Annotated in this window: 25 protein-coding genes and 1 riboswitch; of the genes, 16 read left to right on the top strand and 9 right to left on the bottom strand. The window is 27.3% G+C overall.

The window, feature by feature from the left end; translation table 11 throughout:
• Positions 1-18: 18 nt before the first annotated feature.
• Positions 19-1,563: a hydantoinase/oxoprolinase family protein gene (locus KGF45_RS02690; protein WP_227840252.1), complete on the top strand. Its 1,545-nt coding sequence runs from the start codon at positions 19-21 to the stop codon at positions 1,561-1,563.
• 82 nt (positions 1,564-1,645) lie between these two features.
• Here KGF45_RS02690 and KGF45_RS02685 read toward each other — a convergent pair whose 3' ends face one another.
• Positions 1,646-1,930, bottom strand: coding sequence for a transcriptional regulator (locus tag KGF45_RS02685; RefSeq protein WP_227828440.1), 285 nt, complete (start codon positions 1,928-1,930; stop codon positions 1,646-1,648).
• A gap of 39 nt (positions 1,931-1,969) precedes the next feature.
• A complete protein-coding gene (locus KGF45_RS02680) occupies positions 1,970-2,725 on the bottom strand; it encodes a lysophospholipid acyltransferase family protein (protein ID WP_227828441.1) in 756 nt (251 codons plus the stop codon).
• 298 nt (positions 2,726-3,023) lie between these two features.
• Positions 3,024-3,118: riboswitch (guanidine-I (ykkC/yxkD leader) on the top strand.
• A 63-nt stretch (positions 3,119-3,181) separates the two neighbouring features.
• On the opposite strand from KGF45_RS02680, the gene KGF45_RS02675 reads away from it, so the two are divergent.
• Together KGF45_RS02675 and KGF45_RS02670 are read left to right on the top strand one after the other, a co-directional pair.
• A complete protein-coding gene (locus KGF45_RS02675) occupies positions 3,182-3,889 on the top strand; it encodes a B3/4 domain-containing protein (protein ID WP_227841768.1) in 708 nt (235 codons plus the stop codon).
• Between the two features lie 19 nt (positions 3,890-3,908).
• A complete protein-coding gene (locus KGF45_RS02670; RefSeq protein WP_227828443.1) occupies positions 3,909-4,598 on the top strand; it encodes a radical SAM protein in 690 nt (229 codons plus the stop codon).
• A 246-nt stretch (positions 4,599-4,844) separates the two neighbouring features.
• Here the strand turns inward: KGF45_RS02670 and KGF45_RS02665 are convergent, their stop codons facing one another.
• The 3 genes from KGF45_RS02665 to KGF45_RS02655 all read right to left on the bottom strand — a co-directional run bounded on the left by KGF45_RS02665 (position 4,845) and on the right by KGF45_RS02655 (position 6,555).
• On the bottom strand, positions 4,845-5,045 hold the full coding sequence (locus KGF45_RS02665) for a cold-shock protein (protein WP_227828444.1): 201 nt from the start codon (positions 5,043-5,045) through the stop codon (positions 4,845-4,847).
• A gap of 392 nt (positions 5,046-5,437) precedes the next feature.
• Entirely contained in the window at positions 5,438-5,704 is a 267-nt protein-coding gene (locus tag KGF45_RS02660) for a DUF3795 domain-containing protein (RefSeq protein WP_227483233.1), read from the bottom strand.
• 41 nt (positions 5,705-5,745) lie between these two features.
• Entirely contained in the window at positions 5,746-6,555 is an 810-nt protein-coding gene (locus KGF45_RS02655) for a helix-turn-helix transcriptional regulator (protein WP_227828445.1), read from the bottom strand.
• A gap of 312 nt (positions 6,556-6,867) precedes the next feature.
• Here KGF45_RS02655 and KGF45_RS02650 point away from each other — a divergent pair, with 312 nt between their 5' ends.
• Positions 6,868-7,149 carry a hypothetical protein gene (locus KGF45_RS02650; protein ID WP_003420428.1) on the top strand — a complete coding sequence of 94 codons (282 nt, stop codon included), beginning with the start codon at positions 6,868-6,870 and terminating at the stop codon, positions 7,147-7,149.
• A gap of 301 nt (positions 7,150-7,450) precedes the next feature.
• Positions 7,451-10,357 carry an EAL domain-containing protein gene (locus KGF45_RS02645; RefSeq protein WP_227841767.1) on the top strand — a complete coding sequence of 969 codons (2,907 nt, stop codon included), beginning with the start codon at positions 7,451-7,453 and terminating at the stop codon, positions 10,355-10,357.
• A gap of 149 nt (positions 10,358-10,506) precedes the next feature.
• On the opposite strand, the gene KGF45_RS02640 is transcribed toward KGF45_RS02645, so the two are convergent.
• Positions 10,507-12,126 carry a Na/Pi cotransporter family protein gene (locus KGF45_RS02640; RefSeq protein ID WP_227841766.1) on the bottom strand — a complete coding sequence of 540 codons (1,620 nt, stop codon included), beginning with the start codon at positions 12,124-12,126 and terminating at the stop codon, positions 10,507-10,509.
• A 313-nt stretch (positions 12,127-12,439) separates the two neighbouring features.
• Positions 12,440-13,180 (bottom strand): helix-turn-helix transcriptional regulator, encoded by a 741-nt coding sequence (locus KGF45_RS02635; protein ID WP_227841765.1) that lies wholly within the window; start codon positions 13,178-13,180, stop codon positions 12,440-12,442.
• A gap of 148 nt (positions 13,181-13,328) precedes the next feature.
• Between KGF45_RS02635 and KGF45_RS02630 the strand changes: the two genes are divergently transcribed.
• The 7 genes from KGF45_RS02630 (at position 13,329) to KGF45_RS02600 (ending at position 19,778) form a co-directional block, all read left to right on the top strand.
• The gene (locus tag KGF45_RS02630) at positions 13,329-14,078 is read left to right on the top strand and encodes a nitrogenase iron protein NifH (RefSeq protein ID WP_227828449.1); all 750 of its coding nucleotides are present in this window, start codon (positions 13,329-13,331) and stop codon (positions 14,076-14,078) included.
• Between the two features lie 63 nt (positions 14,079-14,141).
• Entirely contained in the window at positions 14,142-15,038 is an 897-nt protein-coding gene (locus tag KGF45_RS02625) for an ABC transporter substrate-binding protein (protein WP_227841764.1), read from the top strand.
• Between the two features lie 16 nt (positions 15,039-15,054).
• Entirely contained in the window at positions 15,055-16,035 is a 981-nt protein-coding gene (locus tag KGF45_RS02620) for an iron ABC transporter permease (RefSeq protein WP_227841763.1), read from the top strand.
• Positions 16,035-16,829: an ABC transporter ATP-binding protein gene (locus KGF45_RS02615; protein WP_227828452.1), complete on the top strand. Its 795-nt coding sequence runs from the start codon at positions 16,035-16,037 to the stop codon at positions 16,827-16,829. The genes KGF45_RS02620 and KGF45_RS02615 overlap by 1 nt, the downstream gene beginning before the upstream one ends.
• Before the next feature lie 107 nt (positions 16,830-16,936).
• A complete protein-coding gene (locus tag KGF45_RS02610) occupies positions 16,937-18,214 on the top strand; it encodes a nitrogenase component 1 (RefSeq protein ID WP_227841762.1) in 1,278 nt (425 codons plus the stop codon).
• Position 18,215: 1 nt separating this feature from the next.
• Complete coding sequence (locus KGF45_RS02605; protein ID WP_227841761.1) at positions 18,216-19,427, top strand: nitrogenase component 1; 1,212 nt, start codon at positions 18,216-18,218, stop codon at positions 19,425-19,427.
• Positions 19,428-19,586: 159 nt separating this feature from the next.
• Positions 19,587-19,778 carry a hypothetical protein gene (locus tag KGF45_RS02600; RefSeq protein ID WP_227828455.1) on the top strand — a complete coding sequence of 64 codons (192 nt, stop codon included), beginning with the start codon at positions 19,587-19,589 and terminating at the stop codon, positions 19,776-19,778.
• A 99-nt stretch (positions 19,779-19,877) separates the two neighbouring features.
• On the opposite strand, the gene KGF45_RS02595 is transcribed toward KGF45_RS02600, so the two are convergent.
• Positions 19,878-20,690, bottom strand: a complete 813-nt coding sequence (locus tag KGF45_RS02595) for an Mrp/NBP35 family ATP-binding protein (protein ID WP_227840239.1) — start codon at positions 20,688-20,690, stop codon at positions 19,878-19,880.
• 440 nt (positions 20,691-21,130) lie between these two features.
• On the opposite strand from KGF45_RS02595, the gene KGF45_RS02590 reads away from it, so the two are divergent.
• From KGF45_RS02590 to KGF45_RS02575, 4 genes are all read left to right on the top strand, one after another.
• A complete protein-coding gene (locus KGF45_RS02590; RefSeq protein ID WP_227841760.1) occupies positions 21,131-22,282 on the top strand; it encodes a GNAT family N-acetyltransferase in 1,152 nt (383 codons plus the stop codon).
• A 114-nt stretch (positions 22,283-22,396) separates the two neighbouring features.
• Entirely contained in the window at positions 22,397-23,035 is a 639-nt protein-coding gene (locus tag KGF45_RS02585; RefSeq protein ID WP_227841759.1) for a cobalamin-dependent protein, read from the top strand.
• A gap of 1 nt (position 23,036) precedes the next feature.
• Positions 23,037-24,062, top strand: a complete 1,026-nt coding sequence (locus KGF45_RS02580; RefSeq protein ID WP_227828459.1) for a uroporphyrinogen decarboxylase family protein — start codon at positions 23,037-23,039, stop codon at positions 24,060-24,062.
• On the top strand, positions 24,049-24,669 hold the full coding sequence (locus KGF45_RS02575) for a hypothetical protein (RefSeq protein ID WP_227828460.1): 621 nt from the start codon (positions 24,049-24,051) through the stop codon (positions 24,667-24,669). The genes KGF45_RS02580 and KGF45_RS02575 overlap by 14 nt, the downstream gene beginning before the upstream one ends.
• Before the next feature lie 124 nt (positions 24,670-24,793).
• On the opposite strand, the gene KGF45_RS02570 is transcribed toward KGF45_RS02575, so the two are convergent.
• A complete protein-coding gene (locus KGF45_RS02570; RefSeq protein WP_227828461.1) occupies positions 24,794-25,480 on the bottom strand; it encodes a YjjG family noncanonical pyrimidine nucleotidase in 687 nt (228 codons plus the stop codon).
• Between the last annotated feature and the right edge of the window lie 9 nt (positions 25,481-25,489).

The following is a 25,489-nucleotide window of genomic DNA, read 5'->3' as shown; positions in this document are numbered from 1 at the left end:
ATTTAGGGGGAAATTTTGATGTATCGTGTAGGAATTGACGTTGGAGGAACAAATACAGATGCTTGTATACTGGATAAAGAATTAAAAGTAATCCATTCAGTTAAAGTAGCAACTACAAAAGATGTTGAAACTGGTGTTTATAATGCCTTAAAAAAAGTTATAGATGAAAGTAAAATTGACCATTCATTAATAAAATATGCTATGCTTGGTACAACTCACTGTACAAATGCAATAGTAGAAAGAAAAAGGCTTAATAATGTAGCAATGATAAGAATAGGAAAACCAGCAACCACTGCCATTTTACCATTTATAGATTGGCCAGAAGATTTAAGAGAAAAAATAGAATTAGATTCAATATTGATATCTGGTGGTTATGAGTTTGATGGAAGAAAGATAAATGAACTTTGTAAAGATGAAGTAGTAGATTTTTGCAATAAGATAAAAGGTAAGGTAGAAAGTGTTGCAATAAGTGGAGTATTTGCTCCTGTAAATAAGCAACAAGAAGAAGAAGTTGCAAAATGGGTTAGAGAGATTCTTGGTGATATTCCAATATCCTTATCAAATGAAATAGGTAATATAGGTATCCTGGAAAGAGAAAACGGAGCAATTTTAAACTCTGCATTGTCTAGAGTAGGGAAGGCTGTTTCTTTAGGATTTGAGAAAGCATTGAAAGATTTAGGAATAGATGCAGAAATATATTTTAGTCAAAATGATGGAACATTAATGAATTTAGAGTACACAATGAAGTATCCTATTTTCACAATTGGATGTGGAATAACAAATTCTATAAGGGGAGCATCCTTTTTATCAAAAGTAAAAAATGCAATAGTACTAGATGTTGGAGGAACTACGAGTGATTTAGGTGTATTATACAATGGATTTCCTAGAGAATCTTCAATTCCTGTTACAATTGGAGGAGTACATACAAACTTTAGAATGCCAGATGTTTTAACCATTGGACTTGCTGGGGGAACTTGTGTAAAAGGTGAAAAAGACAATATAAAAATAGGCCCTGAGAGTGTAGGGTATAGAATAACTGAAGATGCAATAATATTTGGTGGTGACACTTTAACTTTATCAGATGTTGTTACAAAGTTAGGCATGGCATTTGAGGATAGAAAAAGTAATGTTGAAAATTTAGATAAAGATTATTGTGATGATGTATATAAAAAAGTAATTTTAAAACTAGAAGATGCTGTAGACCAAATGAAGACTAGCCAAAATGATGTTGAATTAGTTTTAACTGGTGGAGGAAGTATAATTGTCCCAGAAAAACTAAAAGGCATAAGTGATGTTATAAGACCTCCTCATTATACCGCAGCAAATGCTATTGGTGCGGCTTTAGGGCAAATAAGTGGAGATGTAGAAAAAGTGTACAGCTTAGATAAAATGTCTAGAGAAGATGCTATAGAAGATGCAAAACAAGAAGCCATAAATAAAGCTTTAAAAGCAGGTGCTAAAAAGGATACTATAGAAGTATTAAATATAGAAGATGTTCCACTTGCATATCTTCCAGGGAATGCACTCCTTATAAAAGTAAAAGTTGTTGGAGATTTGATATAAATTAAAGAAAATTTAAGTGCTTTTAAATATGTTTTAGATATAAAAAAATCGGTGCATAGTTTGTACCGATTTTTTATCTTTATTAGTAGAGAACTCGTTTTTTCGCTTCTGCTATAGCTCTAGCAGCACTTTTTTCCTCGATTCTTTTTTCTTCTTCTCTTTTAAAAGCATTTATTGTATCATTTAAATTTTTATCGTGTTCATTTTTTTCTTTGTCTTCGTTTTCTCTGTAAACTAATACATAATCTATTATTGATTCATTTATTATTTGAGATATACTTTTATTTTCATTAATTCCTATTCTTTTAACTTCTTTAAGTAATGTTTCATCAATGTGAACCGTTGTTTGTTTTGTATTTTTTGCCACCTTAATCACCTCTTAAAAAAATTTTAACATTAAAATTCTTTAAAAGTTTTTGTTTGTTTTTCTAAAACTTTCTATTTTGCTTATCATATTTTTTTTTATATTTTCGCCTAATACAGAAGATTTTAGTCTAGGATTTTCAATATGGTCATAAATTGGTTCTAGAAATTCAACTTCAACAGGAACAGAATTAATTTTACCAATAGGTTGATATCCTTCATAAGTATCTTTTGAATTTTTTATGACTAATGGAACAATAGGACACTTTGCTTTATATGCTATTTTTAAGGCTCCACTTCTAAAATCTGATACTAGTGAATTTGGTTCTTTAATCCATGTTAAATCCCCTTCTGGAAACACTGCCATACTCTGGCCTGTAAGTATATTTTGTGAAGCTTCAGCAATACTTTTAATCCCTTCTCGATTATTTTTTCTGTTTACATATACACATCTTAACAACTTTGCCCATTCTTTAAATATAGGTATATTTCTCCAAACTGGTTCATCTGCAATTACACATCCAATTGGTCTCTCTACACTTGCTGCTAGGATAAAACTATCAAGCATACTTGAGTGATTTACAACAAATAAGATTGGTTCTTTTGGTAATGTTTCTTTGCCAAGTATATTAAGGTCTATATTTACTATATCTAAAGATTTTTTAGCTTGTTTTTGCATAAATTCAAATTTTTCTTTTAAGCTAAATTTATCTGGATTTTTTTTGATTTTTATAAGTTTAGGTATAGAAGATGTAAAGCCTATGAGTTGATATGTAGCAAATTTTAAGTAATTATTCATAAAATTATCTCCTTAAAATAAAATTGTTTATTACTGTAAAGATTTTAACATAAAATGAAATTTAAGTCTATTTTAATTGAGATTTATAACTTACATTTAAAATAGACTTATTTTGAAATTTTTATACTTATAATTTTATTAATAAAACTATATTAATAATGTAGTATTCTATTAGATTAGCTAAATAACCTTTAAATATTATTTTGTATAATATAAATAGAAGAATCCAATATAGTATTGTTTTAAATCTTATATTATGCTAAAATTTATTTGTATTTTATAAATTACAAAAATATATAGTTTAGTTTTCTAGGGTTCCGCATTTTATAATGGGCAGGTCCAAGAGAAAACGCACGGTTATTGTGTACACGGAAGGATAAAAGCCTGGGAGATATTTAATAATATTTCTGTAGGCTTTTTTATTTTTAGATATTTTAAAGTTGAGGAGGTATTCTAATGAAAAAATTTGTTGTTGAGAATGAGTTTTGGAACCTATTTCCTAGTTCAAAGATTGGAGTTGTTATTTGTCAGGACATAGACAATTCTATAAAGGATAAAGAAGAATATAAGGAAATGATTTTGCAGGGAGAAGAATATGCATTAAAACATTTGAAGGATGTAGAATTTAGCAATAACCAAGTAATTAAAGTATGGAGAGAAGCATTCAAAAAATTTAAAACGAAAAAAGGAGCAAGGTCATCTATTGAGGCATTGTTAAAAAGAGTTCATAATGGAAATCATATAGCAACGATTAACCCCTTAGTGGATATTTACAATTCTATTTCATTAAAATATGCATTGCCTTGTGGTGGAGAAGACATAGACAAATTTATAGGAGATATTAGGTTGACTAGAGCAGTTGGAAATGAAGAATTTATACCATTAGGAGCAGGTGAAAACTCATCTCCATATGAAGGAGAAATAGTTTATAAAGATAATGGTGGAGCAATTTGTAGGTGTTGGAATTGGCGTGAAGCAGTGAGAACAATGCTTACTGAAAATACAAACAATGCCTTTTTATGCATTGAATTAGTAGATGAAAGCAGATTTGAAGAATTTGAGAATGCTTTGAATGATTTAGTGAAAACAGTTCAAGAAAATTTAGGTGGAACATGTAAAATTTCAATTTTAGATATTAACAATAAAGAAGTATCAATAAATTAATTTGAGGGAGTGTAGAGTAATGAGTAGTTTTAGTTATAAAGATATTTATATTGAGGATGGCAAAAGAGTATTAGAAGTAAACATACTTCCTGAAAAGTATTGTAATTTTGATTGTATATTCTGTCCTATTGGAAGGTCATATAATAAAGTAGATACACCTCAATCATTTGACAAGATTGATGACTCACTTAGAGAATTAGAACGTATGATAGAAAAGTATAAAGCAGAACTAGTTTTCATTAATTCAAAAGGAGAAGCCCTATTGAATGATAAAGTTTGTGATGTAATTGAGTTAGTAAAACGTAAAAGAGTGCCTGTACGATTACTTTCTAATGGATATTTATTAGGTAAAGATGAATATATAAAAGTAGCCAATATGTGTGATGAAATTATTGGAGAGATAAAAACAATATCGGAAAAAGATTTTCAAAAAATTCAGAGACCAATTGTAGGATATACTCTAGAAGAATATATTTCAAATATGATTTTATTTAATAAACAGTATAAAGGAAAATTTATTTTAGAAGTAACAATTATCAAGGGATATAATGATAATGAGGAATCTATTAATAAGATAAAAAGTATTATTGATGAATTATCTCCAAATAAAGTGATTATTGAAAGAATGAACGATGAAAAATTTAAGCAAAAATTTGGTATATCTAATGAAAGGTTTGATAAAATTTCAAAAACATTATTAAACTTTTGAAAACATTAATGAAAAATGTTTATATATGAAATAAAAATCTAATAGAGTTAATCTATTGGATTTTTTTATATACAACATACTATATATCCTTACTGAATTAACTTTTATTTATGAAGATTATTTTATATTTAGAAGAGGGCTTTTTTCATTTGTCCAAACAATATTATTTACTTAATTAATAATTATCATATATATTATCAATAAAAAAAGACTCTTAAAAGAGTCTTTCCGAAAAAATCTATATAATTATAATATAGTTATGTTTTCTGCTTGCTGACCTCTAGCACCTTTAACTATATCAAAGCTTACTTTTTGACCTTCTTCTAATGATTTAAATCCTGAAGTTTGTATAGCTGAGAAATGAGCAAATACGTCATCTCCACCGTCTACTGTTATAAAACCAAATCCTTTTTCGTTGTTAAACCATTTCACTATTCCATTATTCATTAAAAATACTCCTATTAACCTATATCAAGATATACTTGATTTAATTGTGTATTACCACAAATACTATTGTATCACAGATTAATAAAAATGTCTACTTAATTGTAATTTTTAGTTAACATTTTTTGTTTATCCTTAACCATAAAAAAATTAAAAAGCTTTGTATTGCTATATATTAGTGAAAATGTAGATAAAATACTTTACTGACATTTAACTGACATAAATATTAAAATCTAAAATTAAGAGATTTAAAAATCAATGTTTATTTGCGAAAAAGATAGATAGCTATTATTTTATATTGAATAATAGCTATCTATCTTAGAGAATATATAATTATGTATTAAAGTAATAGTATAATATTTATATATAAGATAAAATATATAAATATTATACTATTATAAAGCTAGAGAAGCCCATTTTTCACATTGAGAAATTCTTTTTCCATCATCACCTTGCTCTTTATCGTATGCAAATTGAGTTAATATTTCACATGGAAATGTGTCACATAGGCCACAATGTGTAAGATTTTTATTCTCACAACATGATTTTACAGGACATTCTTCAGACCAAAAAGGTTTATCAATATTTGTACATCCAGCGCAATTTACATCTTCCTTATACTTACATTCACAACACAAAATTCCACATCTTGATTCTATCATTTTAAATCACTCCTCAAATATAAACTTTATATAATTATATGTTAAAATTTATATTTCTCATTGTAAAAATCAGACAAATTTTTTATATAGGTTGTTGGATTAACACCACAAATAGATTTAAAATCATTTATAAAGTGAGATTGGTCATAATAACCTATATTTTGAGCTAAAGTTGTAAATGACATCTTATTACTTTGTATTTCTTGTAGTACCATGTTTATACGTAATAATCTAAGGTATGTCTTAACACTCATACCAAGAGAATTATTAAAAATCCTATTTAAATGGCGTTCACTATAACAACTAATTTGAGCAATATTTTTAACAGACATGATAGAGTTTTGTTTTCTAGCATCTATAAGAATTGGTATTGTTAAATCTTTTATATTAGATTTAAATAAGTACGATAAAAATAACCTATCAAATTGTTCAATGAGTTCTTCAAGAGTACTGGACTTTTCAAAGATAGAATTAGTTTCCAAATCAAGTTGAGTGTTAAAATCTTTAACAGGAATTATTAAATCGGCTGATTCTATTTGAGGAAAACCTGTCAAATAGTATACTCCACATGGAAGAAATTCAACAAATACCCTAAAGAGTATATTTTCTATATCGTTTTTTACAATAGTAGTTTTTGTTGTAGCACCCCAAAATTTGCTATTTATACCTTTTTTACTAAATTCAAATACCATACATCCACTTGCATCAGGTATCAATGTCAGGTTTTCTATAGAATTTTTATCTTGAACAGTTATTGTATAATGGGCTATGTATGGTCTTAATAATTTGTGTGGTGAAATATATATATCATGATTGCAATTTTTTAACATGTTTTTAATTTTTTCTATCATAAATATGTCCCCCTGATACTATTTAGTGATAAATAGATTAGTTTAATTTTAATATTTTATATAATAAAACATTTTGATAAAAAAGTTTCATTGAGAGTATAAAGCATATAGAATAATTATAAAATAAAGTCTAAAAATGTACAATTATTAAAAAAATTATATGCGCTCATGAAATTGGCATATTAGATAGAGTTAAGTATAAATTAAACACAGAAAATAATAGTGTTACTTTTATAATAGATACATATAAAGATATTTTTAAGAATAAAATTTATTATTAAATAAAAAATAAGGGGAGAGTGATTTAATAGAATGGCATCAAAACAAACACCAAGAAATAATTTAGAAAAGTTTTTAAGAATAAGGGTACTGTCACATACAGGCGACAAAATACATATAAAATTACCTGTAAATTTTGCAAAGAGAATGATTGAAAACAATGCTTTAGATTTGTTTAATGGAAAAGATGATGTAGTTGATGGTAAAAAAGTTACTGAAATATTAGTTAAGGCATTTGATTATGATTTGACTGGAGAAGTGGTTCATCTAGAAAGAAAAAATGGGGATATTATTAAAGTATCAATTGTGCAATAAAATTAATTTATAGAAATTTCAATTTGATGTAATTATAAAAAACTATATAAAAAATTAATTATTTTATAATACTAAAAGCTATATAAATTTGTTATTTTGCAAATTTATATAGCTTTTTTAAGTATTCTTATTATGTGTGGTAGGTATAAAAAGTGGTATATTTATATAAGTTAAGTTTTCTGTATTGTCACTTGTAATATATATTTTAGAAGTATTTTGAAAGTTAAAAAACTGGCAGTATATTCTATTTTTCTATTGAAAATGATATAATATATCTACTAAGAGGGAGGAGGACAAAATTTTGAAGTTAAAATCCTTTCAATTGATTCTGATTGTTTGTATGATTTTTCTTTCTTTTCCAATAGAAATTAACTCTGCTTCAGATAGGGTTCCAGTTAAAGTCGGGTATTATGATGATGGCGATTATATGAGTCGAAATGAAAATGGAGAGTATATAGGATTTAATTTTGAATACTTACAAGAAATTACTAAGTACACTAACTGGAAATATGAAATAGTAGATTGTAAAAGTTGGGAAAATGCTTTTGAAATGTTAAAATCAGGTGAGATAGATGTTCTTCCTAGTGTCTATTATACAAAAGAACGCACAAAAGAAATGCTTTTTCCAACCCTACCAATGTGTAATATCTATACAACTTTAAATGTAAGAGTGGACGATACTCGTTATGATTATGAGGATTTTGATTCTTTTCAGGATATGAAAGTAGGTATTATTAGTAATAGTAAGGATGCTGAAAACTTTAAAGAATATTGTAAAACAAATGATTTTGAAGTTCAAATTATATCTTATAAAGAAACAGATGATTTGTTAAGAAATTTAAAAAATGGAAATCTTGACGGTGTTGCTATAACACATCTTGGTCGGACTAGTACATTTAAAAGTGTAGCACAGTTTTCTCCAGAGCCACTTTATACTGTGGTTTCAAATAAGAAGCTGGATTTATTATCTCAACTGAATTCTGCTTTGAATACATTGACACTTAGGAATTCAAGTTATGAAACAAAATTATACAATAAATATTTTTCTATAAGTACTGCTCAGAAGCCAGTATTTACAAAAGATGAGCAAGAATATATACAACAATCTGGTGAAATTTCAGCTGTGTATGATTCTACAAAGGCACCACTAGAATATGGTGATTCCAAAACAGGCGAGTTTTCTGGTGTGGTTGCTGATTTATTTAAGGAAATTACAAATAACACTGGGTTAAAATTTAGATTTATTTCTGCAAAAAGTTATAATGAAGCACTTCAAGTATCAAAAGATTCTAGCACATCTATAGTTTGTGGTATGGAAAACGATTATATTAATAACCAAAAAAACAATATAAGAACAACTCAGTATTATTTACGTGCTCCAGTAGTTTTAGTTAGTGGAGAAAAAGAAAATAAAATTAAAAAAGTAGCAGCTGTAAATGGTTCTTTAATTGGACAAAATATTACTGAAGATGGGAAACTAGATAGAACTATAGAATATTATAATTCTCCAAAAGAATGTTTTGAAGCTGTATTAAAGGATAAAGTGGATGCTGTTTATGTAAATACATATATTGCAGATTATCTATTGTCCAATCCTCGTTATGAAAAATTTTCTGTTTCGACTTTGACAAACTATGCAGAAGAAATAAGTATTGGCATTTCTGATTCTGCAGATTCAAGGTTATTTTCTATACTAGATAAATGTATTCAATACATGTCAACAGAACAAATGGACAGAATAATTTTAAAAAATACAATAATTCAATATGATATAACTTGGCAAGATATTATTCATCAGCATCCAATGGCAATTATTGGAGGAGTTATTATAATAGCAGCTATTATTATTATACTTTTGAGTTTTCTACTTTTATTAAAGTCAAAAAATAATAAACGTATTGAGAGTTTGTTATACCGAGATAGTCTTACAGGAATTTGGAATTTAAATAAATTTTGTAAAGAAGCTATTAAGAGTTTAAGAAATGCAGAAAGTGGTTCATATGTGATTGTTTATTTAGATATAAAACAATTTCGAATGATTAATGACACTTTAGGATTTTCAGAAGGAGATGAAATACTTTGTGTATTAGCTAAAGCTTTACAAAATACTGTCTCTTTTGAAGAATCTTGTGCTCGCGTTTCTGCAGACCAATTTGTTATGTTATTAAAATACAATAGCTGGGATTGCTTAGAAGAACGTCTCTTTAAGATTGATACTCAATTAAATGATTGGGTAGAAAAAATGAGAAAAACTTACCAACTTATTCTTGTATTTGGCATATACATAGTAAATGAAGTTGAAAAACATGATATATCTCTTATGCTTGACCTAGCAAATTATGCGAGAAGAAATACGGAAATAACTCACAAAAGTTGTGTTGTACTTTATGATATGACTATGAGAGAGGAAGGGTTACATCAAAGAAACCTAACAGATAGGATGCAAATAGCCTTAGAACATGGAGAGTTTGTTCCATACTTTCAACCAAAGGTAGATATGAATACAAATAAATTGGTAGGAAGTGAAGCACTGGTAAGATGGAATTATCCAGATAAAGGTATAATAAGTCCTGGAAAATTCATTCCTTATTTTGAAAAAAACGGATTTGTGGTAGAAATTGACTTTTATATCTATGAAGAAGTCTGCAAACTGTTAAAGAGATGGATAGATTTGGGATTAAATATTAGTCCAGTATCTTGTAATTTTTCCAGAATTCATTTTAATAATGAAAGCTTCTCAGAAACATTGATAGAAATAGCAGATTACTATAAAATACCTCACAAATACCTTGAAATAGAAGTCACAGAAAGCATTTTTGTTGAAAATCTCAATCAGATTTTGAGTCATTTTAATCAACTAAAAGAATCAGGATTTCCTATTTCTATAGATGATTTTGGTTCTGGATATTCATCTCTTGGTTTATTACAACAATTTTCTGTTGATATAATTAAGTTGGACCGTACATTTATACAAAAAGGAATGCATGGTAGTCGTGAACAAGCTGTTGTGCGTGGAGTGGTAAATATGGCAAAAGAATTAAATATGAAAGTTATATGTGAAGGAGTAGAAAGTATAGAACAAGTGATAAGACTAAAAGAAATTGGATGTTATTTGGCACAAGGATATTTTTATGCAAAGCCAATGCCACAAGATGATTTTGAGCAATTATTAAAAAATCCTGCACTGAAAATTAAATCAAATGTTTAGGGTACTTGTTTATTATATAAGAGAAAAAGTAAAATACATATTCCAAATTTATATTAATTAAATTAAAAAAGCTATAAATAATAGAATTATTATTTATAGCTTTTTATTATATTAAATAGTTAATTAAAATTAAATATAAATTGTAATAACTATATTTTTTGTTTAAGTTTTAAAACTTGTGTTACTATGTTTGTTGAGTGGTCAGAAATTCTTTCTAAGTTAGTAAGTAAGTCAAGGTAAAGTACACCAGCATCAATTGTACAACTACCATTATTTAATCTAATCATATGAGCATTTCTAAAAGTTTTTTCTAAGTAATTTACTTCATTTTCAACTTCTAAAACTTTGTTTGCTAATTCAAAATCTTTTACATCTAAAACTACTAAAGCATCCTTAAAGTTAGTCATAGTTTTATTGTATATTTCATAGATTTCTTTTATTGCACTATCAGAGAAGTTAACATTCATTTCTTTAACAGTCATAGCCAACTCAGCTATATTTTCAGCATGGTCAGATACTCTTTCGATATCATTTACTGTATTGAAAAGTAAATCTGTTCTAAATCGTTCATCATCTCTAAGTGGTTCTTTAGAAAGTTTTAACAAATAATTTAATATATCTTTCTGCAATTTATTAACAACTTTTTCAGACTCAAAAGTTTTCTTAATATCTTCACTACTTTTATTTAAAAAACCTGCAATTGAATGTTCTAAAGAGTTTGTGGCCTTATGTCCCATTCTAACAACTTCTTGTACAGTATTACCAAGTGCTATAGATGGAGTACTAAACATTCTTTCATCTAAGTACTTAGTATTGTTTACAATTTCTGACTCAGTTTCTTTAATAGGTATAAGTTTGTTTGCTAATTTAACTATGTATTTAGAAAATGGCAATAATATTATAACATTTGTAAGATTAAATAAAGTATGTGCATTTGCTATTTGTCTAGCTGTGTCAGTTGGGTCAAAATGAGTAACTATAGCTGATATAGGTTTATTTAAAACAAGCATAAATATTATTGTACCAATGACATTAAAACTTAAATGCATTACAGCTGCACGTCTAGCATTTCTATTTGCACCAACACTTGATAAAAGTGAAGTAACACAAGTACCAATATTATCTCCATAAAGTATAGGTAAAGCAGCTGATAGAGGAAGTATTCCTTGAGAAGCTAAAGCGATTAGCATACCCATAGAAGCACTTGAACTTTGTATGATACCAGTGATTGCAAATCCTGCCAATATGCCAAGTATAGGATTTTTACTAAAATATAAAAGTGTATCAGTAAATCCCTTATATTCAGCAAGTGGAGCTACTGCATTTTTCATAAATTCCATACCTGTAAACAATATACCAAAACCAATAAGTATTTCAGCTAAGTGTTTTGTTTTTTGATTTGATGTAAATAAATAAAATACTATACCTATACCTAATGCAATTGGGGCTATTCCTTCAAGATTAAATGAAACTAGTTGGGCAGTAACAGTAGTACCTATATTTGCACCCATTATTACACCAATGGCTTGACTTAGATTCATTATTCCTGCATTTACAAATCCTACAACCATTACAGTAGTAGCACTTGAACTTTGTATGATACCTGTAACAACTGTACCTACCAATACACCCATAACAACATTACTTGTTAAGAGTTCGATGATTTTCTTTAATTTGTCTCCTGCCGATTTTTGTAAACCTTCTCCCATTAAACTCATTCCATAAAGAAAAAGTCCAAGACCACCGATAAGACTAATTGCTATATTCACGACATTTCCTCCCTTAAGAAATTAATAAATTTTTTATATGAATTATAAACTTTATTAACTAAAATTTATCGTTTCCATAATATAGAATAACAAATTTTGTCAATTTAAATATTAACGTTTTGTTAAGTATAGGTTAAGAGAATGTTAAATCTTTAAGTTGTTGTTAATTTGAGAAAACTTATATCATATAGTAATTTAAATACTTGAGGTGATATTTAGCATATTTTGGATAAAATCAACTTAACAAAGAATTAACTTTTTTCGTCAAAATATTTATAACTAAAAAATATCATTCTTTGCAGAATGATATTTTTTAGTTATAAATATTTTTATATTCAATTGGTGTAAGGTTGTTAAACTTTTTAAAAACCATACTATAATAATTTTGGCTATTGAACCCAACAAATACAGCAACATCTAAAATAGACATATCTTCTCGAAGTAAATATTTTTTACTTTTTTCGACTCGAACTTTATTGAGAAAATTAGTAAATGTATATCCACTTTCTTTTTTAAATAGGGAACAAAAATAACTTTTATTAAGTTGTAAATTATTACATATATCACTTACTGTTATATCTTCTGAGTAGTTTTTATGAATATAATCAATAGTTTTTTTTACATAAAAACTAAGAGCTGGTTTGTGTTTCGTTTTATCATTACATATTTCTGATAAAAGATTTGATATATAATCTATACATGATAGAGGCTTAAATGGTATGTCAGAAAACTCAATATCATTATTAATGCATGATTTAAAAGGTCCTATAACAAAATAGCCACTAGAAATATCAAATTTATGTATCGGCATAATTAAAAATTGTATGTCATCGCAAAAACTTAACATTATATAGGACAAGTTTTTATTAGATATAAAATCTGTACTTTTTATATTATTGAATATGTTTAAACTAGAAAAGTACTTTTCTAGTTTATCATTGTAGCCAACGCTACAAAGTTCTTTTAAATCCTTATTAATCACTTTTGTTGGGATATTACAACAGTCAAAAAAATCATTAATGATAAGTTCTATATCATCTTTAAAACATTTCAAAAAATCACCTCATTTAAATTTATACAAATATTTTTATAAAAAAACAAATATAGTTAAGAATTTAAAAAACATATCGCGTAAAATAGTTATTGCGAATGATAATTAATTTCGTTAAATAATATTATGATGTAAGAGAGGTAAAAAGTCAATGAAAAAAATAGCTATTTATGGGAAGGGAGGAATTGGAAAATCAACAACAACTTCCAATTTATCTGCATCACTTTCTCATTTAGGATATAAGGTTATGCAAATAGGATGTGACCCTAAATCAGATTCTACTAAAAATTTAATGAAAGGAAAATTTATACCAACAGTTCTCGATGTCATGAAAGAGAAGAAAGATGATTTGAAACTTGAAGACATAGTATTTGAAGGATATGGTGGAGTATTATGTATTGAAGCTGGAGGACCAACTCCAGGAGTAGGGTGCGCTGGAAGAGGTATAATAGCGGCTTTTGAAAAATTAGAAGAATTAAAGGCCTTTGAAATATATAATCCAGATGTAGTAATTTACGATGTACTTGGAGACGTTGTTTGTGGAGGATTTTCAATGCCAATAAGAAATGGATTTGCAAATGAAGTGTATATAGTAACTTCTGGAGAAATGATGTCAATGTATGCTGCTAGTAATATATCTTTAGCTGTAGAGCAATTTAAAAATAGAGGATATGCCTCTTTAAAAGGACTCATATTAAATGCTAAAAATGTTGAAAATGAATTAGAATTAGTTGAAAAATTGGCTGATGAAATAAAAAGTAAAGTTTTTCACTATATACCAAGAAATAAAATCATGCAACAGTCTGAGAATAATGGAAGAACCGTTATAGAAGAAGATAAAGATAATGAAATGTCACAAGTATATATAGAACTTGCAAATAAGATTATACAAAGTAACTAGATAGATATAGGTTTAAATAGAAAATACAGTTTTAAAATAAAGTTTATTATGGAGGAAATTTTTATGAAATTTAAAAAAATATGCTCAGTATTTTTACTTAGCGCATTAATATTAACAGGATGCTCAAAGCCGTCAAATGATGAGTCTGCAAATAAGGAGTCAAATAACAACGTAAAAGTTGTCTCAGCCACAGTAGCAGCAACACAAGTATTGGATAAATTAGATGCTACTTTAGTAGGCATTCCAACGACTAAATCTGAACTACCAGAAAAATATAAAAATCTACCAGAAGTAGGACAAGCTATGAATCCTGATTTAGAAATTGTAGCATCTCTTGAGCCAGATGTATTTATAGTTGATAGTATATTTAAAGAAAATGTTGAAAAGAGTATGAAAGAATATAACCTAGATACATTCTATTTTGAAACTGGAACATACACAAAGTTTCTTAAAAGCATAGAGAATTTAGGTAATAAAATAAATAAACAAGATGAAGCAGAAAAACTTATAAAAGAGCTAAAAGGAGTAGAAGAATCTGTAGTAGAAAAGTCAAAAAAACAGGATAAAAAACCAAGGGTAGCTATTTTATTTGGTGGTGGAAATAATTTTATGTTAGCTACAAAGAGCTCATATCTTGGTGACTTGGTTAAAACAGTAGGTGCTGAAAATATAGCTGATAACTTAACAGATAGTGTGGATTCAGATTATATACAATTTAGCTTAGAACAAATTATAAAAGAAAATCCAGATTACATACTTAGATTTGCACATGGGAATATAGAAGAGACTAAAAAAGCATTTGATGATTCTTTTGATAAAAATCCTGCATGGGATACATTAAGTGCAGTAAAAAATGGAAAAGTTATAGATTTAGACTCAAGTATATTTAATGTATCAGCAAATATACATGTCAAAGATTCAATAAATAAATTGGGAGATATCTTATATGGAGATAAATAAATTTTAGGTGAAGAATATGGATAATAAAAAAGTATTATTGATATTTACAGGGTTGATAACTGTAATTATTTTATTAATTGTTTTTTCTACTGTAGGGAGTGTAAATTTAAGTATTGGGGAAATATTTGGTGCATTGATAAATGAAAATAATGCAATGGTTACTACCATAGTTTATAAGATGAGGTTACCTAGAAATATTTTAGCAGCGTTAGTTGGTGCAAATCTAGCAGTTTCAGGACTATTGTTACAAGCTGTTATGAAAAATCCATTAGCAGACCCTGGTATAACAGGTATATCTACAGGAGCAAGTGTAGCTGCTATTATAATATTGCTTTTATTTCCACAATATACAAGTATGTTGCCAATAGTTGCTTTTATAGGAGGGCTCATATCTTGTGGAGTAGTATATTTGATGGCGTATAAAAATGGGCTTAGACCAGAGCGAATTATACTAGCTGGAGTAGCTGTAAACACTATATTAGGTGGTGTGATATCATATTTATCAACTATGTATAGTGAAAGAATTCAAAGTGCAATGTTGTGGTTAAATGGAAGTTTAGCCACAAAGACTTGGTTAGATGTAAATATGCTAATATGGTATTCTGTTATAGGATTGATAGGAGCTATTTTCCTCATCAGAAGTGCAAATGTACTACAATTAGGAGATGATGCAGCTACAAATCTTGGCTTCAATGTAAATAAAAGTAGGTTTTTAATCTCATTAGTAGCTATATTTTTAGCAGGTGTTTCTACTTCAATAGTTGGTGTCATCAGTTTTGTAGGTCTTATAGTACCACATATAACGCGTATGTTGCTTGGCAGTGACCATAAATATACGATACCATTTAGTATAGTACTAGGGAGTATTGTATTATTAATTGCAGATACATTAGCAAGAACAATAGGAGGCTCTATAGAGATTCCAGTAGGCGTTATTATGTCTATAATAGGGGGTCCATTCTTCTTATATTTATTAAGAAAGAGAGGCAGTTATTAATGTTCAATGTAAAAAATGTCAAAATAGGTTATGAAGATAAGATTATCATAGACAATCTGAGTGTGAGCATTAAAGAAAAAGAAGTGGTTTCTATATTAGGTCCAAATGGTTCAGGAAAATCTACATTACTTAAGTCCTTATCTAGAATTTTGAAAATTAAACAGGGTGACATATATATCGGTAAGAGAAATATGAAAGTCATGAGTAATAAAGAAATTTCGAGAAAAGTGGCATTATTAGCTCAACATAATGCCTCCCTAAAGGATATAAAAGTAAAGGATTTAATATATTATGGAAGAATACCACATAAAGGTTTTTTTGAAAGTAAAAATAAAAATGATGAAGAAATAGTAAATTGGGCAATGAGAAATACAGGTCTTGAAACATATAAAGATAAATTGGTAAGCAATTTATCTGGAGGAGAAAGACAAAGAGTATGGTTAGCAATGGCACTTTGTCAAAAGCCAGATATACTTTTATTAGATGAACCTACAACATATTTGGATATATCTCATCAATTAGAACTAATGGAGCTTGTAAAAGATATAAATAAAAAATTTGGAATGACTATAATTATGGTTTTGCATGATATAAATCAAGCGAGCAAATACAGTGATAGACTTATTATTATGAATAATGGTGCTATAGTAGCGGATGGACATCCTAATAATGTAATAAGTGAAGAGATAATAAAAGATGTTTACAAGGTAAAATGTGATATAGATATAGACCCAATTAGCAAAAAGCCTAGAATTCATCCAATAATGTTATGTAGAAGAACTAGTAGTATATAAAATTTTAATATTTAAGATGACTATAGTTGAAAAAATATAAAAAGTAATATAAGTGTAACTTTAAATTTATAAAGTTGTATAAGTAATAGGATTGGAAAGGAAAAAATATGTATACTTTAAATGTATTAAATAGATTAAAAGATATAGCGTATGATAAAGATATAAAATCTTTATCATATGCTGTGTTTCCAGGGACTCATTGTCCATTGTTTGGAGTTGTATTAACTGCATCATATATAAAAAACATGGCTCTTGTGATAGTAGGAACAAATGAATGTACTTATTATAGTAAAAATTTTGCATATCATAGACAGTCTGGTCAAGATAGTGTTTATTCAGTAGTCTTAAAAGATAAAAATATAGTTTTTGGTGCAGAAAAAAAAGTAATAGAAGCTGTAAAGTATATTTCAGAAGTTGAAAAATTTGATGCAATAATGATAGTAACTACATGTGTACCAGAATTAATAGGTGAGGATTATAATGCTTTATCTGAGGAATTGGAAGAACTGATTGGTGTACCTGTTTTAGCAGTTAATACCGAACATTATACTTGTAATTCTCATATAATTGGAATGACCAGAGCTTTAAAGAGTTTATCATCAGTTATGGAGAATTATACAAATAAAAAAGGTGTTAATATTTTAGGGCATAGACAAGAGAATGTAGAAGATACAGAGCTTGTAAAGTTACTTTCTAAAGAAGGTGTAAAAATAAATTGTGTAATACCATCTAAATGTACTATAAGAGATATAAAAAGTGCATCTAGTGCTAAATTAAATATAGTAACAGATATGATAGCATTGGATTTAGCAGAAGATATGAAAAATAAATTTGGAATAGAATACATATATTTTGATAAAAACATGAAAGAGTCAATTATAATGGAAAACTATAATAAACTTTGTAACATTTTAGACATAGATGTACAAGATGAATTATTAGAGCAAAGACAAAGATATAATTTGTTATTGAATAAATGTAGACTTCTAATGGAAGGTAAAAAGCTAATTTATGGGAATACACCAATGATGGCATTTGAAACAGTGGATTTCTTAACAGAATTAGGGTTAGTGCCAGAATTTATACAAGTGCGTGAACTTTATGAACAAGATAGTTTATTTAAAGACAACATAATAAAAAAAGGACACAATCCATATGTAAGCAGAATTGCAAATATAGCACCACTTAGAAGTTTGTATGATACTATAAATGCAGATATTTATATAGGTCATGAAAGTCCAATGTTATTAAAAGAAAAGGGACTTATACAAATAACGTTAGACGAACATGCACAAAAAATAGGATTTGAGCTTCCAATAGGCATAATGGAAACTTTAATTAAATTATTTGATGTGGAGAAAGTTACAAGAAAGGAAGTGATTTAATATGGAAGTATATAAATATTTTCCAAATCCTTCTGATAGAATGGGAATAATATTTACAGTATCATCAATAAGCGAAGCCTGTGTCATAGAATTTGGTCCATCAGGAACAACTCACTATGCTATAGAAGCAATTGGAAGTTTAAATGGAGAAGACAAAGCAAAGATTTATTCAACTCATATGAGTGAAAGCGATGTTACGTTTGGAAATTATGATAGATTAGAAAAGGCTATAATTGAAATAGATAATAATATTAAACCCAAGTATATATTTGTAATGGCTTCATCTGTATCTTCTATTATAGGTGTGGATATAGTAGGAATCTGCAATATTATAAGTGATTCCGTAAACTGTAAGCTAATCCCAATCACAACAGGTGGATTAAGAGAAGATTATAATCAAGGAGTTGAAGATTTTCTTTATATATTAGCAAAGGATGTAGTAAAAGAGAGCAATGAAAAAATTGATAGCTTTAATATAATTGGATGTAATATAGACCAATATAATTTTTTATCAGATTGTGAAGAAATTAAAAGGATGATAAAGGCTTTTTTCAAAAAAGAAGTAAATGTAACCTTTACATCATACACATCAATTGAGGAAATAGAAAATGCATCTAAGTCTAGTCTAAATATAGTACTTAGGAAAGAAGGTATCAAAGCAGCAACTTTTATGAAGGATAAGTATAATATACCTTATGTATATAAAAAGCCTTATGGAATAAAAAATACTGAAGAGTTTATTAAAGACATACAAAAAGTAACTATGTGGGATTTGAATAAAAGTGCTTATGAAGCTGAAGTATCTAGCATAAAAAGACAAGTATTTAATATAAAAAGGAAGTTTTATTTTTATGAGGGAAGCAAAAAATGTGCTGTATTTGGAGATTATGACACTGCTTTAGGGTTTAAAGATTTATTAAATGAATTAGGTCTTGAAGTTGATAGAGTTAACATATTACATAATACAGATTGTAAGGACGAATCCGTATATATTGGAAATAATGAGTTAGATAGAAACAAATATTTAAAAGAAAATGAGTTGTTGGTTTTATTTGGAGATGGTACTAGTATTGATATGAATCATAATTCAAAGTTAGATATACAGATAAGTAATCCAAACTTAAAAAGTGTAAATATATATCCATATACACCATTTGTTGGATTAAGAGGAGTGCTTTACATAATTGAAAGAATACTTAATATATCACTATAAGATAGATTTATTAAAACGTTAATGCATATTTTTTCACAATAATTTATGAATTCTGTTAGGATTTGTAGGATATGGGATATAATATAAATAAGTAAATTTTGTAAGTAGAGAATTTATTTGCTTTATTTTAATTATGTTGGAGAAGTGGGGGAATAGGTTATGGAAAGACTAATGGAGCTTTTAGAAAGAAAATTTTTAAAAGATGTAGAACTCTTAGAATTGGAAGATATAGAAAATGTAGTAGAGTGTAAAATGACACAGCCATACAATGCTCACTATAATGAATATCTAGTAAAAGTGAAAAATGGAGATATGATAGAAGAATATTTTGTGTATTTAAAACATAGATAGATGTAAAAGAGGTGTGTATTTTATTTGTAATATTACAAAATAAATACACACCTCTTTTTTTAGTGTTAAAGTGTAAAACTATAAAATTTTAATTTATATCTATTTAATATTTTCAACAATATCAGTTAATACTGAGTCTAAATCATTACTAATTTCTGTAACACCATTATGAGTAATATCTATGATTTCTTTAGTCATAGGAAGTTCACCTAGAAGTTTTAAATCTAAGTCATTTAAAAACTTTTCAGTAGAGTCACCATCAAATAATTTGATTTTTTTAGAACAATCAGGACATTGAATATAACTCATATTCTCAATAACTCCAAGAACGTTTATGTTCATTTTTTTAGCCATATTAACAGCTTTTGATACAATCATAGATACCAAATCTTGAGGAACTGAAACCATAACTATTCCACTTATAGGTATAGATTGCATAACTGTTAATGCAACATCTCCAGTTCCAGGGGGCATGTCTATAAGTAAATAATCTAGTTCTTCCCAAAGTACATCAGTATAAAATTGTTTTACAACTCCTCCAACTAGAGGTCCTCTCCAAACAACAGGCTCATTTTCGTCATCTATCATAAGATTTATAGACATTACTTTTATGTTATTTGAATTTTCTACAGGATAAATATAAGAGCCATCAGAATAAGCTTTTACATTTTTTAGACCCATAAGTCTAGGAATACTTGGTCCTGTTATATCAGAGTCTAATATACCAACTTTGTATCCCATTTTATTTAGTTTATTAGCAAGTAAAGCAGTTACAGTCGATTTCCCAACTCCACCTTTCCCACTCATAACACCAATTATTTTTCCAAATTTATTGTTAGGGTTATTTTCAATAGAACAATTTGATTGACTATTACAATTTCCCTTTGATGGACATGAATTACAATCTGCCATATCTATTACCTCCAATTTTTAGTATTTATTAGATTATTTGTAACCTACATATACTATTTTAGTACAATTAAACAATAAAGTCATTATTTAAAAGCAACTTAGAATATTTTCTATTAAGCAAATAGTAATTTATTATAAAAAAAAGAAGGTAATAAAAAAATATAACCTTCTCAATAAAATGGTTGTTTCAATTGACCTATAGAGTTTAATCATATAAATATATAGGAAATATTTCAATATATTATACATAAATGGTCATTTTATAAGTATAACTGGAAAGTATATATATTTTTTATAGAAGTTTGTTGAAAAACAATTAAAAATCATGAAGAAAAAAGATATAATTAGAAATGTAGTGATAAATTTAAAAACGTGGTAATAAATATTTTACTAAGAATGATAACATTGAAATATTTTAAATAATATCAGGAGGAATATAGATGGAAATAAAACCAAGAAGTGCAAAAGTAGAAGAGTTTAATAAAGTAACAGGATTAATAAACTATGTGTTTAGAATATCAAGAAATTATAAGCCAACTATGGTGGAAGAGTTTCCACTTTTATTGAATAAAGATAACATAGAAAATATGATTATAATATCAGAAAATGAAAAAGTAGTTTCAGATGTAAACTATTTGGTACAAGATGTATCTATTCAAGGAAATAAACTAAAGGTTGCAGCTATAGGTGGAGTATGCACACATCCAGATTATGAGAAGAAGGGATATTCATCTAAAATACTAGATAAAGCAGAAGAAAAAATGTTTTCTGATGGTGTAGATGTTTTAATTATTTCAGGGACAAGAAGTTTATATAGTAGAAGAAATTGCAGTGTGGTGAAGAGTTTCTATAAATATACAATAAAGCCAGAAAATATTGAAATACCATATGAAATAGTTGAATTTGATGAAACTAATTTTGAAAAAGATACTGATTTAAATAAAATGATTGAATTATATAATCAAAATAGTACTAGATTTATAAGAACAAGAGATGAATTTAAAAAATTATTACATGCAGCTACTCTTGCTTGGGGACCAATTAATTATAAGAAAGTATTTATAAAAGATAATAATAACATGATAGGATATTTAATAATAAGAACAATAAAAAAAGAGTACTCTATTGTAGGAGAAGTAGTTGAACTAGGATTGAATAATATAAATGTTGAAAATGTATTAAAATATACTACGAATAAATTTGGTTTAGAGTATTTAGACTATAAGGTACATGTAAGAAATCTAAAAGACCAATTAGAATGTAATGAATTAAAGTCTTTAGATTATCAACAAGGAACAATTAAAATAATAAATTATAGTAAATTATGCAATAATTTAAAAGGTTATTTTAATCAATATGTAGATTCTGAACTATTAGAGCATATTGAATTTAAACAAGTTGAAAATAAATATATCATCAAATATAAGGAAGAGGAGCTTATAATAGAAAGCTTAGATAAACTTAATAAGCTATTTTTTGAAAGAAATGAAGAACAACACAATGAATTTAAACATTTGAAAAATCTATATGAATTTACTACAAAAGTATTTCCTATAGATTTTCCATGGACTGCAAATTTAAATTATCAATAATTATTATACTTTTAACCTAAGATTTGATAAGAAATGTTCTTAAAGTATGAACTAATTTTTTATTGAATGTTAGTAAAGTACTTTTATGAAGGAATTGGAAAGGATGAGTATTATATGGATATACTTGAAAAGATAGCAGAATGTATATTAAATATGGATGTAAATAATATAGAAGGCTTGGTAAAAACTGCTATAGAGGAAAATATTAATGTAGAAGATATATATGAATATGGGTTAAACAAGGGTATGATAGGTACTTTAGACAAATTTGAGAATAAAGAATACTATCTTTCAGAAGTGATAGTATGTACAGATGCATTAAATAAAGGTATTAATCTCTTGAAGGGAACTGACAAAATAAAAGAAAAATCAAAGGGAGTAATTTTAATGTCTGTAGTAGAAGGTGATACTCATGAGATAGGAAAAAATATTGTAAAAGTAATGGTTGAAGCCACTGGATACAAAGTAATTGATTTAGGTGTAAATAGAAAAAGCGAAGATATAATAGAAGAGGCTATAAAAAACAATGTAGATATAATAGGTTTATCTTCAATGATGACAACGACGATGGAAAACATGAAATCAGTAATAAATAGGCTTAACAGACTTAATCTAAGTAAAAGGCCAAAGGTAATAATTGGTGGAGGTCCTGTAAGTATGGATTTTGCAGAAGAAATAGGTGCAGATGGATATAGTCCAAATGCTCCAAAAGCAGTTAAATTAATAGACAAACTTATAGGAGGAGAAATTTAGAATGTTTTCAGATATGACTTTATTGCAATATATAAATAGTGAAGATAGAGGATTTTTCCTGCCCGATATGGGTACAAATGGTTTATTTTTGATAAATAAAAAAGCATATGAAGTATATGATAGTGTAGATATACAATTGGAATTAGCAAGAACTATGGATAAATATTTTGAATCAGATTTTATATATTCATTTTGTGATGGGATTACATTTTGCGAGACTCTGGGATTAGAGACACTAAGACCAGATTATGATTTTCCAAGTGTATTGACACATACAATAACAAATAGTGAAAAGTTAAGAAAATTAGATGTGCCAGACCCATATACAAGTGGACGTATGCCACTTAATCTAGAAAGCTTATCACTAATATCAAAAACTATAAAAAAACCATTATATGAATCAATACAAGGTCCATTTACTCTTGCGGGTCAATTAGCTGGGGCTACACAACTTTTGAGGTGTATAATAACTGATAAAAAATTTGTGGAGGAGTTATTAGAATTCACTACTGAGTTAGTAAGGAGATATGCTGTTGCTGCAAATAAAGCAGGTGCAAAATATATTTCAATAGCAGAGCCAACATCAGTAACTTTAAACAAAACTAGATTTGATGAATATATAGTAAAAAATTTAAATAAAGTATATGATGAACTTGATTGTTGGAAAGGTATGCATATATGTGGAGATACAAGAGAGTTGTTAGATAATATGTTGAGTTGCAATATAGATGCAGTAAGTTTAGACCAAATTCTAGACTATGAAGAGATTGCACCAAGAATTCCAAAAGATATAGTTTTAATTGGAAATTTAGACCCAATAAAACTTCTTGGACGTTCCACACCTGATAAAATAACAAAAGAAACACTAAAGTTGTTAAAAAAGATGAGAAAGTATGACAATTTCTTATGCGATTTTGGTTGCAACTGTTTAAATACAACACCAGTAGAAAATTTACAAGCAGCCATAAAGGCAGGGAGAATTAGTTATAAAGAATTAGATAGGATTGATATGAATGAGTTGGAATAACAATGAAAATATGCCTTATTTAGAATATATAGATTTAGAAGATATTTATATAAATAAAGATACAGTGCTAAAGTTTTTGGGATATTCGAATAGAAAAGTTCCAGAAATGATTAATGGAATAGTTGAAGAAGAAATAAAAAGTATAAAAAGTATATTGAATATTAAGGTTTATGTAAGTGAAATTGATATTGATAAAATGCCTAAAGAGTGTAAAAAGGCATTTGCCATTTTATATACCGTAGGAGATAAAATTGACATTAAAATGAAAGATTACATGAAAAATTGTAATATGATGGCAGGTTTGGCACTAGATAAAATAGGTATAGTGTGCTTAGACTACATCAACGAGAAAATAAAAATGTATTTAAAGGAAACCTATAGTAATCTCAATATATCATATGAGATATATCCAGGAGATAAAGATTTTAAAGTTGAAAACCAAAAAGATATTTATGAATATGTAAAAAATAAATACGATAATCTAGAAATAGAAATCAATGATTATCATCAATTATCTCCTATAAAAAGTGTTGCGATGCTTATTTTAATGGGAGATAAAGAAAACACTGAATCAAGATGTAGTAAATGTATTAGAAAGTGTTTTTAGAAATTTTTACAAGATTAAAGTTGATATTGGTAAGTTGCAATAATTTTTTTAGCTTAAAGATATGCTAGCTAAAAAAATTATTGCAAAATAATAAGATTCTACTTGATATACTCATACTTACAGATTATAATAAATTTTTTAATTCAATGAGAGTATTTATTTCATAAGTGGGTATAGAACTAGTATAATTTATACTGTTATTGGAGTTTAGCCAACAAGTATCTATTCCTGAATTTATTCCTCCTAATATGTCTGAAGTTAAACTATCACCAATCATCAAAGCAGAAGTTTTATCATAACAGTTAAACTTCTTAAATGCATATTTAAATATTTCAGGATTTGGTTTTGATACTTTTACTTCTTCTGATACAATCATTCCATCAATATATTCTTTTATTTCTGAGTTTTTAAGTCTATTATTTTGGACTTTAGAAATTCCATTTGTTATTATGATAATTTTGTATTTACTTTTAAGATATGATAATACATCAAGTGCACCTGGCATTAAAAAAGTACATTCTGCCAAAAGATTTAAGTACATTTTACTAAGAATTATAGGGTCAACATTTAAGTTCATTTCCTTTGCAAAAAGTTCAAATCTAAGTAGTTTAAGCTCATCTAAAGTTATAGTGTTTTTTTCAAGGTCAAGCCAAAGTTTATCACTTATATTTCTATATATTTTTATAAATTTTTCAAAGTCAAAATCTAATCTAAATTTAGATAAAAGTTTCTTAAAAGCATAAGATTCACTCTTTTTAAAATCAAATAAAGTATCATCTGCATCAAAAAATATAAATTTATATCTCTTCATAAGGTCTAC

The sequence above is a fragment of the Clostridioides sp. ZZV14-6154 genome, assembly GCF_020657785.1.
GTDB lineage: Bacteria > Bacillota > Clostridia > Peptostreptococcales > Peptostreptococcaceae > Clostridioides.
This window is presented reverse-complemented; position numbering and strand designations above follow the sequence as displayed.

Excerpts from the sequence above, each read along its gene's own strand:
- KGF45_RS02690 (WP_227840252.1), top strand. The coding sequence starts at position 19 with ATGTATCGTGTAGGAATTGACGTTGGAGGAACAAATACAGATGCTTGT.
- KGF45_RS02680 (WP_227828441.1), bottom strand. The coding sequence starts at position 2,725 with ATGAATAATTACTTAAAATTTGCTACATATCAACTCATAGGCTTTACA.
- KGF45_RS02675 (WP_227841768.1), top strand. The coding sequence starts at position 3,182 with ATGAAAAAATTTGTTGTTGAGAATGAGTTTTGGAACCTATTTCCTAGT.
- KGF45_RS02670 (WP_227828443.1), top strand. The coding sequence starts at position 3,909 with ATGAGTAGTTTTAGTTATAAAGATATTTATATTGAGGATGGCAAAAGA.
- KGF45_RS02665 (WP_227828444.1), bottom strand. The coding sequence starts at position 5,045 with ATGAATAATGGAATAGTGAAATGGTTTAACAACGAAAAAGGATTTGGT.
- KGF45_RS02660 (WP_227483233.1), bottom strand. The coding sequence starts at position 5,704 with ATGATAGAATCAAGATGTGGAATTTTGTGTTGTGAATGTAAGTATAAG.
- KGF45_RS02655 (WP_227828445.1), bottom strand. The coding sequence starts at position 6,555 with ATGATAGAAAAAATTAAAAACATGTTAAAAAATTGCAATCATGATATA.
- KGF45_RS02650 (WP_003420428.1), top strand. The coding sequence starts at position 6,868 with ATGGCATCAAAACAAACACCAAGAAATAATTTAGAAAAGTTTTTAAGA.
- KGF45_RS02630 (WP_227828449.1), top strand. The coding sequence starts at position 13,329 with ATGAAAAAAATAGCTATTTATGGGAAGGGAGGAATTGGAAAATCAACA.
- KGF45_RS02625 (WP_227841764.1), top strand. The coding sequence starts at position 14,142 with ATGAAATTTAAAAAAATATGCTCAGTATTTTTACTTAGCGCATTAATA.
- KGF45_RS02620 (WP_227841763.1), top strand. The coding sequence starts at position 15,055 with ATGGATAATAAAAAAGTATTATTGATATTTACAGGGTTGATAACTGTA.
- KGF45_RS02615 (WP_227828452.1), top strand. The coding sequence starts at position 16,035 with ATGTTCAATGTAAAAAATGTCAAAATAGGTTATGAAGATAAGATTATC.
- KGF45_RS02610 (WP_227841762.1), top strand. The coding sequence starts at position 16,937 with ATGTATACTTTAAATGTATTAAATAGATTAAAAGATATAGCGTATGAT.
- KGF45_RS02605 (WP_227841761.1), top strand. The coding sequence starts at position 18,216 with ATGGAAGTATATAAATATTTTCCAAATCCTTCTGATAGAATGGGAATA.
- KGF45_RS02600 (WP_227828455.1), top strand. The coding sequence starts at position 19,587 with ATGGAAAGACTAATGGAGCTTTTAGAAAGAAAATTTTTAAAAGATGTA.
- KGF45_RS02595 (WP_227840239.1), bottom strand. The coding sequence starts at position 20,690 with ATGGCAGATTGTAATTCATGTCCATCAAAGGGAAATTGTAATAGTCAA.
- KGF45_RS02590 (WP_227841760.1), top strand. The coding sequence starts at position 21,131 with ATGGAAATAAAACCAAGAAGTGCAAAAGTAGAAGAGTTTAATAAAGTA.
- KGF45_RS02585 (WP_227841759.1), top strand. The coding sequence starts at position 22,397 with ATGGATATACTTGAAAAGATAGCAGAATGTATATTAAATATGGATGTA.
- KGF45_RS02580 (WP_227828459.1), top strand. The coding sequence starts at position 23,037 with ATGTTTTCAGATATGACTTTATTGCAATATATAAATAGTGAAGATAGA.
- KGF45_RS02575 (WP_227828460.1), top strand. The coding sequence starts at position 24,049 with ATGAGTTGGAATAACAATGAAAATATGCCTTATTTAGAATATATAGAT.
- KGF45_RS02570 (WP_227828461.1), bottom strand. The coding sequence starts at position 25,480 with ATGAAGAGATATAAATTTATATTTTTTGATGCAGATGATACTTTATTT.